Raw genomic sequence first — 14,726 nt, 5'->3', positions numbered from 1 at the left:
AGACATCCAATTCCGTGAATGTCTTTTAAAAGTTCTACTATCTCTCTCTTGGTTAATCTATCTCAAAAATTTTGGTGTTTCTCCATTCTTTCGAGTAAGCGTCGATCGTGCGTATTTCGATGGTGAAAGTCTTTTCAGTACGATCTAGTTCAGGGAAGGGAGCTGTCCACAAATGATTCGTTGGAATAGCTCTTGTAGAATTAGACCAGTTTTCAGAATGGCTATCCAACAGTGTCTTGAAGTAAGGAGAGGATTCAGAGATTTGTTCCATCTCAACCCATTCTCCGTTGTTAATTCTGTACCAGGTTTTATTTTTCTCATTTCCGTTCAAAACATTCACCACTAATCGTTCTGGCATTTCATCAGCAGAAAAGTTTAAAGCAGGAGATTCAATTCGAATTTGCAGGTCAGCTCTTTCACCCAAACCCACAAGTTGTTCTGAATAATTTGAACCATTAAATGTGAATCGATGATATCCATTGGGAACGCCATCTCTTTGGGTAGTAGTAGGAATTCCGTTTTCATCAACAGGACCGCCCCACCAGGTTCCGGATACAGCCGTGGTTGTTAGGTGATGCATTGGGTTCTTTCCATTCCAGCCTTGTTCTTCATTTAAATAGTGATGGTAGGTCATATGTAAGTGACCGGAAACGGCTATCACTTTACCACGTTGTTCTAACAGTTTAAAAAGATCTTCTCTGTTCTTTGTGTTTACATTCGGAGTTTCACCACCCCAAGCATATAAAGGAATATGAGTAGCGATAACGATTAGATGATCTTCGGGAATATTTGGAAGTAAGTTTTCGAGCCACATTAATTGGTCGCCCCAAATTCCTCCTTCATATCTTGACCGCCCTTCATCATTTCTGCCAAGATAGTTTACATTATCAAGGGCGAGGTATGTAACCTTCCCATATTGGTAGGCATAGTAATTAGCTCCGAAATGTCTTTTAAAAGTGTCTCTGGCATGGCGGTTATCTTTGGTATCGAAATCGATGTCATGATTACCTATTACATGCCACACCGGAATTTCAGGTTTCGAAAACAATTCTATATGTCTGTCAAATAAAGAGAGGTCATTATACATGATGTCTCCCAAGATCATCATAAAACGAGCGTCTTCTGTTGTAGCCTGATTAAGGAATTCATCTCTTACATAAGTAAGCTCTTTATCATTTCTTGGCTGAGGATCTCCAAAAATTACGGCATTGAATGTCTCCTCATTATCAGATACCGTTAGTGGAAAGTTAACTTCCGATGGGAAATTTTTGGTAGGTTTTAAACCTCCATACTTTAATTCAGGAGAGCCATTTGGCTCGTATGCAATACTGTTCTGTGGGATTTGAAATTCATTGATAGGTATGTCGTAGCCGGATGGTTTAACGATCATCAATGCCTGACCAGGAGTTAATGTAATGGTGTATTTTCCATTTCCATCAGTTTTAACTACTTCCTTCTGATTAGATATTAGAATATTTTCGAGACCCTTTTCATTGCTGTCTAGGATTCCGTTTTCATTGTTATCTAAAAAGACGGTGCCATTTACTTCTTTCGACTGTTTTTTCGCAATAGCATTTGAGCTGCAAAAAGCGAAAACAAGTATGAGTGTTAGAAATTTGTAGAAGTTCATTAGTACTCTATTTTTAATTTTAAAAAAAAGGGAGTAGCTAGTACTCCCTCTGGAAATCGGTTTATTTTTATTACCAAAGCGGTAAAACAAAATCAGAGTTTTTGTTTTGTACCAGCACGTTGTTCATATTTACAGCGATAGTTACTATTCCCTGAGCTTCGTCTACTGTGAAGTCATCCATTGTTCTGCTAAGCGGGATGAAATTTGGAATGATCGCATCCAGATAAGGACTGTTATCAGAAATATTGGTATTGCCGGCTTGCTCTTGCTGAGATATTGGATATTTGATCCCAAGATCTACCACTCTGCGTCCTTCGGCGATAAAAATCTCTTGTCTCATCAAATAGATGATCTCAAGCAGTTCATCTACTGTAGCTGCATTGTTGATTTGAGCAACAGTAACGGAAGTACCGGAAACAGTTGGAATGCTCACATTTCCGTCTTGTCTGTCTAAAATGAAATCGTCTAAAGGAGGTTCACCTTGTGAGAATCTAACTTTTACAGTATCACTTAACGGGTAATCCGTTCTGTTACCACCTGATCTTGTTTCTCTTGAATCATCGATCGAGGTTACATCACGATTTGCGATAACATCGTTTAATAAGTCAACTAAAACAGGTTGCGCACTTGCTAGTCCGTTTTCTTTTAACTCAAGTTCAGCAAGCATCAGGTAAGCCTCTTCTGATTTGAACAGGTTTACCGGAATCTGACTGATTCCTGCTCCATCAATACTGAAGTATTTAGGATCTAAAAAATCCAGACGAGGTAATGGAGCAAATTCATCTTGAGAGGAGTCGAATAATAAATTCTGGAAAGAATTAGACGGTCCGTTTATCCCATCAAACTGAACTTGGTAAGTGAATTGAGGGGTGGTATTAACTACAGATGTAGCTAAAGTGCGTAAGTCAACCGTGCTATTAAGATGAAAGGCAATTCGAGCTTTACCTATTAAAGCAGCTTTGGCAAAGTCACTATTTGGCGCTAGTGAAATTACTTCATCAAAGGTTGTATTTGCTAACCCCAGTAGTGTTTCTGAAGAAAGAGGTGCTCCTAAAGCTTCGTTAGGAAGTGCTTCAAAATATTCTCCTGAGAAAAGTTGAGAAACTGCTAAATAGAATTTGAGTTCTGCTTCTTGCTCCGGAGTACTGTCCGGGTCCTTCGGGAGTACTGTATTGAGTCCAAAATCTGCAGTTCTGCGCAATGAATGTATTGCTGACTGAATTCGTCCTACATCCAAATCTGTATAATCGATCTGAGGGATATCGAATACTTTACTGCTTATTGTTCGGTTGTTATAGTAATTGTCAGAAGTTAGTTCTGTAAGTTCTATGATCACATTGATAGTGCTAGCCATTTGTGATCTGGAACCATTTACCCAATTTGTTGCTGATTGGGGGGAGTCTAAAAACTTATCTGTAGTAACATTTGGGTTCTCTACGGCATCAAGCCCGCATCCCTGTAAAAACAGAGCCACAAAAATTGATAGAGCGATTATTGAATTCTTCATAGTGTGTTATATATGATATTTAAAATGTGATTTTTAATGATCCTAAGAACTGGCGAGGTGCAGATTCGGCCGCATAAGCGATACCACCGGTTGTAGCCCCGTTTTGGCCTTGATCGCCACCACTTTGAGTTGCTTCAGGATCAAAAGAAGAGCTGGCAAAATTGATAGGGTTAATTACGCTAAAGCCTATGGATACGCTTTCAGCAACACCTGCAAAAGAGCCTTTGCTAAATGTATAGTTAAGACCGATGGTTCTAATTTTGAAGAAATCAGTCTTCTCAACGAAATGATCTGTGAAATTAAGCCAGTTAGAAGTGCCGTTGGCATCTACCTCAGTTTGAGGGATTCCTTCGTTGTTGTCAGAAGCACCATAATTGAAGCGGAACTGTCGTTCAAAAGAATGAGCATATGCTCCGGTTTGGAAGTCGGCATTACTAAAGAAAGTAAGTCTCTTATAGTTAGCGTTTAAAGATAGACTTCCAAAAAAATCAGGAATTGTACTTCCTAAAAAAGCTTGCGGAGTAGTAGAGTCTAAAACACCATTCACAAAGGTGCCTTTGTTACCTCTCAAATAACCAACAGGGTATCCTTCTTCAACAACTGTTTGGATGGTTCTGGCACTAAATCCATTAATATTGAAAGGGCTTGCTCCACCGGCGTCAATAACCTTGTTATCGAGCGTATTTACAGCGGCTTTAACACGAACATTCCAGTCCTGAGTTAAAACGGGAATGGCTGTAACTGCAAACTCAAATCCTTTGTTCTCAATTACACCTACATTTTGTAACTGAGTGCCTGTACCAACACTTGGTTCCAGAGGGACGTAGAATAAAGCGTCATTCGTTTCGGTAAAGTAATAGTTAGCGTTTAGAAAGATCCTGTCATCAACAAATCCGAAATCAGCACCAATCTCAAAACTGGAAACCTTTTCAGGCTTTAAGTTTGGATTTCCCTCTTGACCAAAAGTAGCCGCTTGTCCACCTAAGAATCCATCAAAGTCGACTGTTCTTTCTCCCGCAAAAGGAGTTGGGAAATTACCTGCAAGTCCATAGTTGGCCTTAATTTTGAAATACGAAAATGCAGAATTACCAAATGTATTGATAAAGAATGGTTCAGCACTTACTAAGTATGCTATTCCTGCTTTAGGATAATATTGTGTGCCCACATTGTCACCAAAAGCTGAGTTTCCGTCACCTCTTATTCCAAATTCTAAGAAGTAACGATTCTTATATCCCATATTTTCCTGAAAATAGATTCCATAGTTTGCAACCTCAGAAAGGTATTCGCTACTTTCAGTATTTGCGGCTTGTGAAACAGAGCGGGCACCATCTCTTACATCAATTCCGCGATAAGCAACCTGGTGATCTTCATTTCTGAAAAACTGAGTTCCTACCGTACTTATAAAAGAGAAATTGCTTACATCATATTTATGCTGCGCATTAAGTTCTCCGGTTAATCCCAGATAGGTTCGGTTAAACTTGCTGATGGATCCTCGGTTAAACAGGCTGTTAGCAGGAGTTCGGTTATCCACATGATTCAGATACTCGTTAGTTGTATATGTTTCTTCATCTTGAGACCTGTAGTCGACACCGGCAGTAGCTTTTATGAGCAACGTATTAAGCGGCTTAAACTCTATAACTTGTGAAGTCTGGAATCGATTGATATTCGTTTTATTATCCTGAGTTTCCTCTGCTTTTTGAACGTAGCTTTTCATGAGTTCAAAGTCAGCATCAGATAACTGGTTTAAATTAGGATTAAAACCAGGTCCTGTAAAAGAAGAAGAGCCTGACTCAGTATACCATAAACCTGTATATCCACCGGCATTTCCATTTCTAGCTCTTCTGAAAGTGTTGGTTGTGTAACCAAAAGAGTTTTTATAATCTGTTTTCTCATTTATTTTTGAAGAAAAACCAGATCGGAAATCAACTTTTGTATTTTCATTCTGATTGGCAATTCTAAAACCTTCATCATCAGTTATCCCGGCTGAAAAACTATATCCAAGTTTTTGAGTTCCACCATTTACCTGAACATCATGTTTTTGATATAAGCCTGTTTGAAAGAGTAGCTCAGCAGTACGATCAAAATAGAGATAATCATTTGTGGGAGCTGTTGATCCTAGTTGAGCGTTGTAACTAACCTGAAGGTCTCCATCACCACCTTTTTTAGTGAAAATCTGTATCACGCCATTGGCAGCATCAGAACCATACATGGTAGTTGCAGCTCCACCATTTATGTACTCAATTCTCTCAATATTTTCTATAGGAATATCTGCTAAAGAACTACTTGCGGCTCCACTAGTTGATCCACCCCCAAGCTGTGCAGCAGTATTTAAATTATCAACTCTGGCTCCATCCACATATATGATGGGTGTTGAATTAATAAAGGCAGAAACAACTCCTCTTGCTCTTACTATAGAAGAGCTTCCCGGCTGACCGTTTGTTAATCTAAATTGAGCATTAGGGATCTTAGACTGTAAAAGTTGATCTACTCGGTTAGAAGAGGAAAGCTCAATTTCTTCTTCCGTTACTGAGGTAATATTGGTAGAAAGCCTTCTTTTCTCCATGTTAATACCTTGACCGGTAACTACGATCTCATCTACCTTTAAAAGATCTTGCTCCAGTTCTAATGACAATTGCTCTTCTAAGTCAATGTCAGAAAAGGGGATATAAAGGGTTTTGTAACCTACAAATCTAACTTCAAGCGATTTATTTGTGAGATCAATTTCCGGAATATTAAGAAGGAAAGAGCCATCTGCATTAGAAGCGACTCCAATGGTGGTTCCACTAATTGAAAGTGTTACCCCGGCAATGGGGTCTTCATTTGCAGCATCTATTACCACACCTTGTAGGGTGCTAGCGGTTTGCGGAATAGGAAGTTCTGAATGCGGCAATACCAGCATTATCAGAAGTAAAATTATTGTCATTGTAATACTAATCTTAGTTGTTGGATTTTGTGTTAGTCCGCAAACTAAAGAGGCTTTATTAAGCCCGTATTACGATTGCATTATGCTTATTTATCTCGAAAGAAATGCGCAGAAATAATCTTTAAAAGATTGATTATATCTAATTAAAATAGATGCAATTAGAATTAAACAGAAGGGATGTAAAACTGAGATTTTTGCTAAATGTTAATCTTAGGATAATGCAACCCTAAGAAAATATATTCTTGTCTTTTATAGTTAAAATCAAAGTTATTTTACCAGTGTGAATAAGCAGCATTTAAGTATTAGTTTGTATGCTGTTAGTGAGCTTGAAAAAGTTGGCTTCAGTTCTTTATGGGTCTTATTCTCTAAAGATTGGAGTGTTAGTTTTTAGTTTCCTGAGCACAGTTAGCTCTAATCAGTTTTACTTAACCTCTCGGGAAAATTTCAAAAACACCGCAAAGTTTCCAAGTGGACATTTCCCATCTGGCTGTACGTATCCATTACCGGTGTAGTGATCTTTTTTATGCTGAAGTTTATTGGGTAGAAAAAATATTCTAATCAAAGTGTAACAAATACGCTCTTTCTTCCTCATGTAATTAATGTATCTCTAAGTTTATAATAATTTAGATTTACGCAGAGACTTCTTATTCAGGGGTCTTAAATAGAATGGGGTGCTTATGGTTTCGGTGAGCAATCTTACAAGGTGTTTTGTTTGGTCAATTTTCCCAATGGCCCTATTCATTTCATGCATCCAGCCAACTTATTCTCCACCTGAAGAGGTTGAGGAGTTGAAGATTTTTTGGCACAAAGAAACAAATCTTATCGATGCGCCTGATGCGCAACCATTAGTTATCGAAGAGTCAAAGTTAATTTATACCGGAGAATTAGAATTAGTTGCCATTGACTCCAAAAACGGAGATGAGATTTGGAGAGGTATAATTGACAATGAAAGAGCATTAGTTTGCGAAAAACTAGTTTTTGATGAAAAAAGAAGAAGAATAATTACCAATCACAAAAAAGATATAAAGATTTGGGATTCAGAAACAGGCGAGTCTATAGTTACTTTAACAAAAGAGGATGGAGTTCAATCATTTAATTTGGGTAGGCACGCCGTATTAGAAGACGGGTATGCCATAATAGGCGATACTTTAGACACATATGTGATCAATCCAGATGGCTCTATTCGTTTTTCAGTTCAGTTTGAATTTGCAAGTGCTGGTTTGGCATATTTAAATAATAAGCTATTTATGACTATGGGTAAAACTATAACCGGAGCACTTACTAAAGGAAAAATAATAGCTTTTGATGTACAGACTGGAGATAGTTTATGGAGTTATATTACTGATAATAGTGGGTTTACAAGAGTAGAGCCGGTAATTTCTAATAGTATATTATACGCAGGAACAGTTGGCAATTCTCCAGAAAATACATTTGTAGCTTTAAATTCAGAAACAGGAGAATTAATTTGGGAATTTTCTAATTCTGAGATTCTTACCCGATCTTTTGTTTTAGGTCCAAAATATGTTTTCGTAAATACCGGAGGCAAATTAATTGCATTAAATAAAACTAATGGTCAAAAGGTATGGGTTTTTGAATGGAATAGTTCAGCTGGATTGATTAAGCCTGTTTACTTAAATGGTTACATTTACCACTCAGATCACAATCGCTTATTTGTGATAGATGCAGAAACGGGAGAATTAGTACATGAAGAGCCGTTACCGGAGGGAGGAGGTTTTTTCTGGCACGTAGCCGCCTCTTCAGACAAAATATTCGCCCAAACCAGTAATCAGCTTATTGCTTACCAACCGTGGCACTTAAGAGATAATTGAAAATGAAATTCAGGTGCTTTTTTCTAAGTCTTTTGGTATGGATTTCATGCATCCAACCAAGTTATTCACCTCCTGAGGAAGCAAAAGAATTACTCAAGCTTTGGGAAGTTCCGCATGGAACTGCCGGGGGGGCTTCTCCAGTCGTTCATGAAGATAAAATCGTCATGTCAGGTGGCTTGTTTATATACGCCTTAAAGGAAGAAACAGGTGAAGAAGTATGGAAATATCAGTTTGAGGATGACAACATACTGCAAGGACGATTATTTTTAATAAACGGAAACCAGATAGCAGCTGCCCATACTGATAAGATAAGAGCGTGGGATATTTCTAATGGAAGTCTAGAATGGGAATTTGATTATGAAGCTAATGAATTAAAACCAAGGCTCACCGGAAAGCATGTTTCTTTTCAAAATAAATATGCGTTTACATCCGAAAATAGTAAGCTATTTATTTTGAATAAATCAGGTAGTGTTGAAAACATAAACCAGCTTGATAAAGAATATGGAGTACAAGGCTTGTCCTACAATGCTGATAAAATTTATGTGGGTCAGGGGAGTAATGTACATGGTCTTTTAACATTGGGACGGATCACAGTGATTGATGCTCAAACTGGTGATAGTTTATGGGTTTACAACACAGAAAGAAGTGGTGTAAGTGCATCGACTCAAATTAGTAATGAAGTTTTATATGCCGGAACAACTGGAAACTCTCCTGAAAATACATTTATAGCATTAAATGCAGAAACCGGAGTGCTAATTTGGGAGCATACAAACACGGAAATATTAACGCAGGATTTTATAATTGGTCCAAACTACTTATATATAAATACGGGCGTGTCTCTCTTTGCTTTAGAAAAAACAAATGGTGATTTAGCTTGGACCTTTACTTGGACAAGTTCAACCATTGTAAAGCCTGTCTATTTAGAAGGCTATATATATCATTCCGACCATAATAGTTTGTTCGTGATAGATGCAGAAACAGGTGAATTAGTTCATGAAGAACCATCACCCGGAGGTTTCTTATGGCACGTAGCCGCTTCATCAGACAAAGTATTTGTCCAAACCAGTAATCAGCTTATTGCTTACCAACCGTGGCACCTTAGGGATTAGCAATTAGCCGTGCTAATAGATTTCAAGTATCAAACTATAAAAGACAAAAAGAGAAGTGAACAATGAAAATATATGCAGTTTTAACTACTACCGTATTAATAAGTTTTTTATGTACACAACATGCTGTTAGTCAGGATTCAACGGGTATATATATAGTTCCTGATGCCTCTTTGGATTTCGTATTACTTCCGAGTTATATAGAGGAAACTTATTTTGAAGATCCATTTGAGTTCAACGTAAATAGTTATATAACGGTCGGAGCAGAAATAGGAAAGTATTTTGATTTTGGACAATTAGGTGGATATTTCAGATATGGGATAAGTGTTGGGCCCGATGATCTTGAAGAAAGAAACGGTGGACTTAATGGGGAAGTAGAGTTTGATAGTTATTGGAATGTGGGATTAAATTTTCATCGGATTTTGTGGCAAAATAAAAAAACTAAGAATCTAAAATTGGAATTGGGATACAGGGCTGCAGGTGCATTTCTTTATTTTAAGGGAGACAGAGCTTTTGACAATCCTAACTCCAATAATGACAGAATTGAAGAATTTTCTGAAAGTATTTTTGGCATGGAAGGAGCCTTAAATTTAAGATTAGGTTCCAGGAAAGCAGGGAGAGAGAACAGAGTTGTTTTTTTGTGGGAACCAATTTATTTAAGGCTTCAAAATAAAGGGTTTGGATTTGGAGCTCAAAGAATTGGTCTTGAAATAAAAATATAGACTGTAGTTTGAGGATTTAAAATTCATCCGGATGATAAAAACAATATTAATAGGGGCGGGATTAACTGTTTTAATGACCGGGGTTGTTCTGAGTCAGAATTCAGACAGCGCAATATCCGATCAAAAGAGAAACACTACGTTCACCTACTTTTATGCTGTTGAAACTTCATTTATTTCCCCCCGCGAAGCCGGTTTTATAAAAATATTTTATGGAGCCGGGGATGCGGAAGAAAATTTTTTCAAGACACATACTTTACATCTAAACTATAAATTGACAGAAAAGTATAACCTGGGTATTGGCTTGAAATATGGAAATAATTTCTATAGAAGCAGCTCCAGAAGAAGAAATGAACTGAATGATAATGATCGTGATTACGATAGTTACCTTGGAATAGGAGTATCCGGGAGCATTCAATTATTTAAATTTGGTGCTAAAGAAAAAATGTACCCTTTAAGAGTTACTAACGTGTTCTCACTTCAGTATGTACGTTTTGATGGAATTCAAGTCGAGAAAAGCTTTACTCTCAGAGCACAAAAAGAAATATCACTTAAAGGAGTGTTTGCTGAATCAGGAGTAATTATAAGCTACCTCTTTTCTGATGAAGAAACTGATTTTGGAGTATTCTATCAACCCATAAGTTTTCAGTCTGCAACTTATGGGTACGCATTCCAATACAATGGTATAGGTATTTCTATAACATTTTAGTTTCTATTAGAAAATTTATTCCTCCTTCCTAAACTTTGTAATCATATTATTAACCGGCGATTGTGTTTTCAGAAATGCATAAATAGCACTCAGCTCTTCTTCGCTCATATTGCTGTAAAATCGCCAGGGCATTTCGGTATTAAATTCGCCGGGTTTAACTACATTTTTGTTGATCACATTGCTTGTATCCTGAAAGCTTTTAAACCGAGTTATAAAGGCTTCTTCCGTCCAGCTGCCAATTCCGGTATTAATATCAGGGGTAATATTAGCTGATGTTACCACTCCCCCTGATTTGAGTTCAAATTCCATTCCTCCGGCAAATTGCATTCCTTCAATAGGATTTCCCTGTTCCATTGGCGTATGACAATCGGCACAGCTTGCAGCGGTAACCAGATATTTTCCATAAGCTATTTTGTCGGAAGGATCAGGTCGTTCCGTAAAATCCGGTTCACCGGGAATGGTGTTTATGATAAAATTCATTGGGAAATTAGATGAAGATTCGGGAACATCATATTCGATGGGTTCCAGCGTACGCAGGTATGCAATTATATCGTAAATATCTTCTTTATCAACTCTTCTGTAATTGGTATACGGCATGATGGGAAATAACGCATTGCCTTCCTTGTCTACTCCGGTGGTAATCGCTCTGAAAATTTCGCCATCGGTCCAATCACCTAAATAATATGGAGTCAGGTTCTTTGCATAATAATCGCCCGGCAGACCCATTTTTGAACCAAACAAAGCACCGCCTTTACCCTTTGTTCCTTCTTTAATAGTTAATCCGAATTTGGTGTAATCTTTATCAGAATGGCAATCTACACATGCAAATACTGTGTTAGCAAGATATTCCCCACGCTGTATACGATCGTCTTTGAGTTCTATTTTTAGATCAGGAGCCGGATCAACATTTGGTAGTGCAGTTCTTACGTAAATTAGTAAACCACATATTCCAATTACAACAACACCCAGTAATCCCCCGAGTACTTTCAGTAGCTTTTTCATAATCCCCAATTTTAGTTAAGAGGTATTTTCCCCTCTGCAATCTCTAATACCTCAGAAATGACTGACGTTAATTTGTTTAATAAAAATGAAAAAATCTATACCGGTATAAAATATTGTTTTACAGCGCTTTTCGTTTGTAATCTTTAAAGTTTAGAAAATGCCCTGTTTTTGCCTTTTAATCGGTTAATTAGTTTTCAATTGGGGTTCATCGCAGACTGGACTTCTTACTTTTGTAAAACGTTATTGTATTCGCTGTTCAATTTCTTATATTTAAGACAATAAACTCTTAAATAGAAAGTATGTTGTTATCGAAATCTTGTGTTTATGGGCTGAGAGCTTCTATATATCTGGCATCAAAAAGTGATGAAGAATTTAATTCTATTAAAGAAATGAGCGATAAACTTGAGATTTCATTTCACTTTTTAACCAAGATTCTTCAACAGCTTACAGCTGAATCACTCATGGAATCTTATAAAGGTCCGAAGGGTGGTATTCGTTTAACAAAGAAGGGTAGAGAAGCCACATTGTTGGACATGGTGATTGCAATTGATGGACCTGAATTATTTACTCAATGTGCTTTGGGTTTACCCGGATGTGGGTCAGCTACTCCTTGTCCACTGCATGAAAGTTGGATTGAAACAAGAGCATCTATTCAGGGGATGTTAGAACGAACTACGTTAAGTGAGCTTGCAAGAGAGGGAAAGCAGAATAAATTTAGGTTAATGGCTGACGGAAGTTTTAACTGGGATTAAAATTAAATAAACACACTTAATATAAAATTCATATAAATAAGATAAAATAGTCTTATAACTTTAAATAAAATAAACATGAAAGAATTAGCTCAAAGAACAGTCGGTGAAATAGTAGCAGAAGATTACAGAGCTTCTCAAATATTCAGATCCAGAGGGATGGATTTCTGTTGTGGAGGCAAGAAAACTTTGTCATCGGTTTGTGAAGCGAAAAACATTGAACTTGATGAAGTATTAGGAGAGCTGAATCTACTTCAAGATCTGGAAACGGAGCAACATAACTTTAATGATTGGAATTTAGACTTTTTGGTAGATTATATTGTCCAAAACCATCATAATTTTGTTCGTAAAATGTTACCCGAATTAAACTTTTACGCAGAGAAAGTAGCTCGGGTACATGGAAGTAATCATCCTGAATTGATTGAAATTTTTGATAAGGTTAAGCGGCTAAGTTATGAGTTGATCGATCACCTGGAAAAAGAAGAAGAAGATTTATTTCCGCAGATCAAGGACTTGGTTCAACTGCAAAAAATTGGTTCAGTTAAAGAATCTCTATTGGATATTCTAGAGTCTGAGCACGAACAAGCTGGTGAGCTGATGGCTGAAATTGAATCGCTTACCGATAATTTTACACCTCCTGAAGGAGCCTGCGCTTCGTACCGTGTACTATTTCAGAATCTAGAGGGCTTCCAAAAAGACTTGCATAAGCACGTTCACCTTGAGAACAATATTTTATTTCCTAAGGCACTGCAACTTGAAGCCAGAATGAATTGATAGTGATTTCTGAGTTTAAACCTGAATTTGAATTTTTAAGGACTTCGTGAAACTATCCCAATTTCTGAAAGATGAACAGGGAGTTATATATAATCGCCTTCATCTTAAATTCACATTTGATGGATAAATTCTTGGTGAAATAAATAGTTTAATTTTAAATAAGATAAAATTGTCTTAAATCTTAAATACAGAAAAATGAAAAAATCAGCATACATTCTTAAAAAAATTCCTGTACTAATGACTGTGGTAGTAATTCTTGGATCTACTTTCGGAATAAATGCACAGGATAACCCGGACTACTTAAAGCGTATTAAACAGGAAATGGTTGCACCACCATTTTTACCGGAATTTGATCAGGTGGGACCAAAAGAACCTGTAGTGGTTGAAATTGAATTAACTATTGAAGAGAAAAAACTCGAAATAGCTCCTGGAGTATTTATTTGGGCTATGACTTTTGATGGTTCTGTTCCAGGGCCGATGATTGTTGTACATGAGAACGATTATGTAGAGCTTACATTGATCAATCCGGAAAGTAATAGCTTACAGCACAATATAGATTTTCATGCTGCTACAGGAGCAATGGGGGGAGGCGATTTAACTGTTGTAAATCCTGGTGAAGAAGTTACGATGAGATTTAAGGCAACCAAATCAGGTACATTTGTATATCACTGTGCACCGGGCGGTATGATGGTTCCATTGCATGTAGTTTCCGGTATGAACGGAGTTATAATGGTACTTCCAAGAGAGGGATTAACTGATAACTTAGGCGAACCTGTTACATTTGATAAAGCATTTTATGTTGTGGAACAGGATTATTATATCCCAACTGATGATGGTGGAGATTATAAAGAATATGATTTCCCATCTGAAGGATTCGGTGATATGATGGGAGTATTTAGAACATTAACTCCAACTCATATTATATTTAATGGCGTAGAAGGCGCATTAACTGGTGAGAATGCTCTTAGAGCAGAAGTGGGAGACAAAGTTCTTTTTGTATCTGCGCAAGCTAACAGAGATACAAGAATGCACTTAATTGGCGGTCATGCTGATCTTGTTTGGAACGGCGGTTCTTTTGGAGATAAACCTTCCACAAACTACGAAACCTGGGCAATACCCGGAGGGGCAGCTGTTCCCATGCTTTACGAATTTAGACAGCCAGGTACTTATGCTTATGTAAATCATAACTTAATTGAAGCGATGTCTTTCGGTGCAGTTGGTATTGTAGAAGTTGAGGGTGAATGGAATGACGATTTGATGAAACAAATAAGCGAGCCAAAAAAAATAGAAAAGAAAAAATAATCTTGGTTACTTAGAGTAGCTTAAAAATTACAATAAAAGACACCTAACGAGTACTTGGGTGTCTTTTTTTTAAACAAGAAATTAAAGTTTCTTATCACATTCTTTACAATTCAATAAATAACCTAATTTATTGTGTCGACCCACTTCAGTAGTTACCCATTCACGAATTTGCCAGGGAGGGTTGTGCCGAACATGCTGCTGATGGCCACATTCCAGATCCGCAACCCAATCTTCTTTTTCATCTTTATGAAAACCGACAATAGCTCGCTTCATTTATCTTTTTGGTCAGCAAGTACTTTGGCAAGATCCAGCTTCTGAATGGCACTAATAGCTGCTTCAACAGCTCCTTCATTACATAAACCACTTATGGAGGCATCCATAAATCCCTCTTTAGCAGCAGCTATACAGGCATCACGGACTATTTCGGCTTCCGAATTACTTTTAAGAGGAGATCGATCAGAATTCAAAGACATTGC

General features: G+C 37.3%; 13 protein-coding genes and 1 pseudogene. 8 read left to right on the top strand and 6 right to left on the bottom strand.

The genetic code is table 11. The annotated features are described in order from the left end of the window. Positions 1-52: 52 nt before the first annotated feature. The 3 genes from A8B79_RS15565 to A8B79_RS15555 form a co-directional block, all read right to left on the bottom strand. The gene (locus A8B79_RS15565; protein ID WP_066224618.1) at positions 53-1,630 is read right to left on the bottom strand and encodes a calcineurin-like phosphoesterase C-terminal domain-containing protein; all 1,578 of its coding nucleotides are present in this window, start codon (positions 1,628-1,630) and stop codon (positions 53-55) included. Between the two features lie 70 nt (positions 1,631-1,700). Continuing rightward, complete coding sequence (locus A8B79_RS15560; protein ID WP_066224615.1) at positions 1,701-3,137, bottom strand: tetratricopeptide repeat protein; 1,437 nt, start codon at positions 3,135-3,137, stop codon at positions 1,701-1,703. 19 nt (positions 3,138-3,156) lie between these two features. Continuing rightward, positions 3,157-6,060, bottom strand: coding sequence for a TonB-dependent receptor domain-containing protein (locus A8B79_RS15555; protein ID WP_066224612.1), 2,904 nt, complete (start codon positions 6,058-6,060; stop codon positions 3,157-3,159). A 433-nt stretch (positions 6,061-6,493) separates the two neighbouring features. On the opposite strand from A8B79_RS15555, the pseudogene A8B79_RS16345 reads away from it, so the two are divergent. The 5 genes and pseudogenes from A8B79_RS16345 to A8B79_RS15535 all read left to right on the top strand — a co-directional run. Next, a pseudogene (locus tag A8B79_RS16345) lies at positions 6,494-6,604 on the top strand (DUF420 domain-containing protein); the annotation flags it as partial. 184 nt (positions 6,605-6,788) lie between these two features. Continuing rightward, on the top strand, positions 6,789-7,889 hold the full coding sequence (locus A8B79_RS15550) for an outer membrane protein assembly factor BamB family protein (RefSeq protein ID WP_161485186.1): 1,101 nt from the start codon (positions 6,789-6,791) through the stop codon (positions 7,887-7,889). Positions 7,890-7,891: 2 nt separating this feature from the next. Then, complete coding sequence (locus A8B79_RS15545) at positions 7,892-8,998, top strand: outer membrane protein assembly factor BamB family protein (RefSeq protein WP_066224607.1); 1,107 nt, start codon at positions 7,892-7,894, stop codon at positions 8,996-8,998. A gap of 62 nt (positions 8,999-9,060) precedes the next feature. Further along, positions 9,061-9,717 (top strand): hypothetical protein, encoded by a 657-nt coding sequence (locus A8B79_RS15540; RefSeq protein WP_066224605.1) that lies wholly within the window; start codon positions 9,061-9,063, stop codon positions 9,715-9,717. Positions 9,718-9,748: 31 nt separating this feature from the next. Beyond that, positions 9,749-10,423 (top strand): hypothetical protein, encoded by a 675-nt coding sequence (locus A8B79_RS15535; protein WP_066224602.1) that lies wholly within the window; start codon positions 9,749-9,751, stop codon positions 10,421-10,423. A 15-nt stretch (positions 10,424-10,438) separates the two neighbouring features. Here A8B79_RS15535 and A8B79_RS15530 read toward each other — a convergent pair whose 3' ends face one another. Next, a complete protein-coding gene (locus A8B79_RS15530; protein WP_066224599.1) occupies positions 10,439-11,425 on the bottom strand; it encodes a c-type cytochrome in 987 nt (328 codons plus the stop codon). A gap of 299 nt (positions 11,426-11,724) precedes the next feature. Here A8B79_RS15530 and A8B79_RS15525 point away from each other — a divergent pair, with 299 nt between their 5' ends. From A8B79_RS15525 to nirK, 3 genes are all read left to right on the top strand, one after another. After that, complete coding sequence (locus A8B79_RS15525; RefSeq protein ID WP_201118659.1) at positions 11,725-12,177, top strand: RrF2 family transcriptional regulator; 453 nt, start codon at positions 11,725-11,727, stop codon at positions 12,175-12,177. Between the two features lie 75 nt (positions 12,178-12,252). Then, positions 12,253-12,948 carry an iron-sulfur cluster repair di-iron protein gene (gene ric / locus A8B79_RS15520; RefSeq protein WP_066224594.1) on the top strand — a complete coding sequence of 232 codons (696 nt, stop codon included), beginning with the start codon at positions 12,253-12,255 and terminating at the stop codon, positions 12,946-12,948. A gap of 195 nt (positions 12,949-13,143) precedes the next feature. Further along, on the top strand, positions 13,144-14,250 hold the full coding sequence (gene nirK / locus A8B79_RS15515) for a copper-containing nitrite reductase (protein ID WP_082894220.1): 1,107 nt from the start codon (positions 13,144-13,146) through the stop codon (positions 14,248-14,250). An 81-nt stretch (positions 14,251-14,331) separates the two neighbouring features. Here nirK and A8B79_RS15510 read toward each other — a convergent pair whose 3' ends face one another. Beyond that, positions 14,332-14,523, bottom strand: coding sequence for a DUF3565 domain-containing protein (locus A8B79_RS15510; RefSeq protein WP_066224591.1), 192 nt, complete (start codon positions 14,521-14,523; stop codon positions 14,332-14,334). Then, positions 14,520-14,723, bottom strand: coding sequence for an acetyltransferase (locus A8B79_RS15505; protein ID WP_066224588.1), 204 nt, complete (start codon positions 14,721-14,723; stop codon positions 14,520-14,522). Before A8B79_RS15505 ends, A8B79_RS15510 begins: the two co-directional genes overlap by 4 nt. Between the last annotated feature and the right edge of the window lie 3 nt (positions 14,724-14,726).

This window comes from Balneola sp. EhC07, assembly GCF_001650905.1.
Taxonomy (GTDB): Bacteria; Bacteroidota; Rhodothermia; order Balneolales; family Balneolaceae; genus Balneola.
Note: the sequence above shows the minus strand (reverse complement) of the source record. Positions and strands in the feature narration are given on the sequence as shown.

Coding starts and splice junctions, on each gene's coding strand:
- A8B79_RS15565 (WP_066224618.1), bottom strand. CDS start 1,630: ATGAACTTCTACAAATTTCTAACACTCATACTTGTTTTCGCTTTTTGC.
- A8B79_RS15560 (WP_066224615.1), bottom strand. CDS start 3,137: ATGAAGAATTCAATAATCGCTCTATCAATTTTTGTGGCTCTGTTTTTA.
- A8B79_RS15555 (WP_066224612.1), bottom strand. CDS start 6,060: ATGACAATAATTTTACTTCTGATAATGCTGGTATTGCCGCATTCAGAA.
- A8B79_RS15550 (WP_161485186.1), top strand. CDS start 6,789: ATGGCCCTATTCATTTCATGCATCCAGCCAACTTATTCTCCACCTGAA.
- A8B79_RS15545 (WP_066224607.1), top strand. CDS start 7,892: ATGAAATTCAGGTGCTTTTTTCTAAGTCTTTTGGTATGGATTTCATGC.
- A8B79_RS15540 (WP_066224605.1), top strand. CDS start 9,061: ATGAAAATATATGCAGTTTTAACTACTACCGTATTAATAAGTTTTTTA.
- A8B79_RS15535 (WP_066224602.1), top strand. CDS start 9,749: ATGATAAAAACAATATTAATAGGGGCGGGATTAACTGTTTTAATGACC.
- A8B79_RS15530 (WP_066224599.1), bottom strand. CDS start 11,425: ATGAAAAAGCTACTGAAAGTACTCGGGGGATTACTGGGTGTTGTTGTA.
- A8B79_RS15525 (WP_201118659.1), top strand. CDS start 11,725: ATGTTGTTATCGAAATCTTGTGTTTATGGGCTGAGAGCTTCTATATAT.
- ric (WP_066224594.1), top strand. CDS start 12,253: ATGAAAGAATTAGCTCAAAGAACAGTCGGTGAAATAGTAGCAGAAGAT.
- nirK (WP_082894220.1), top strand. CDS start 13,144: ATGAAAAAATCAGCATACATTCTTAAAAAAATTCCTGTACTAATGACT.
- A8B79_RS15510 (WP_066224591.1), bottom strand. CDS start 14,523: ATGAAGCGAGCTATTGTCGGTTTTCATAAAGATGAAAAAGAAGATTGG.
- A8B79_RS15505 (WP_066224588.1), bottom strand. CDS start 14,723: ATGTCTTTGAATTCTGATCGATCTCCTCTTAAAAGTAATTCGGAAGCC.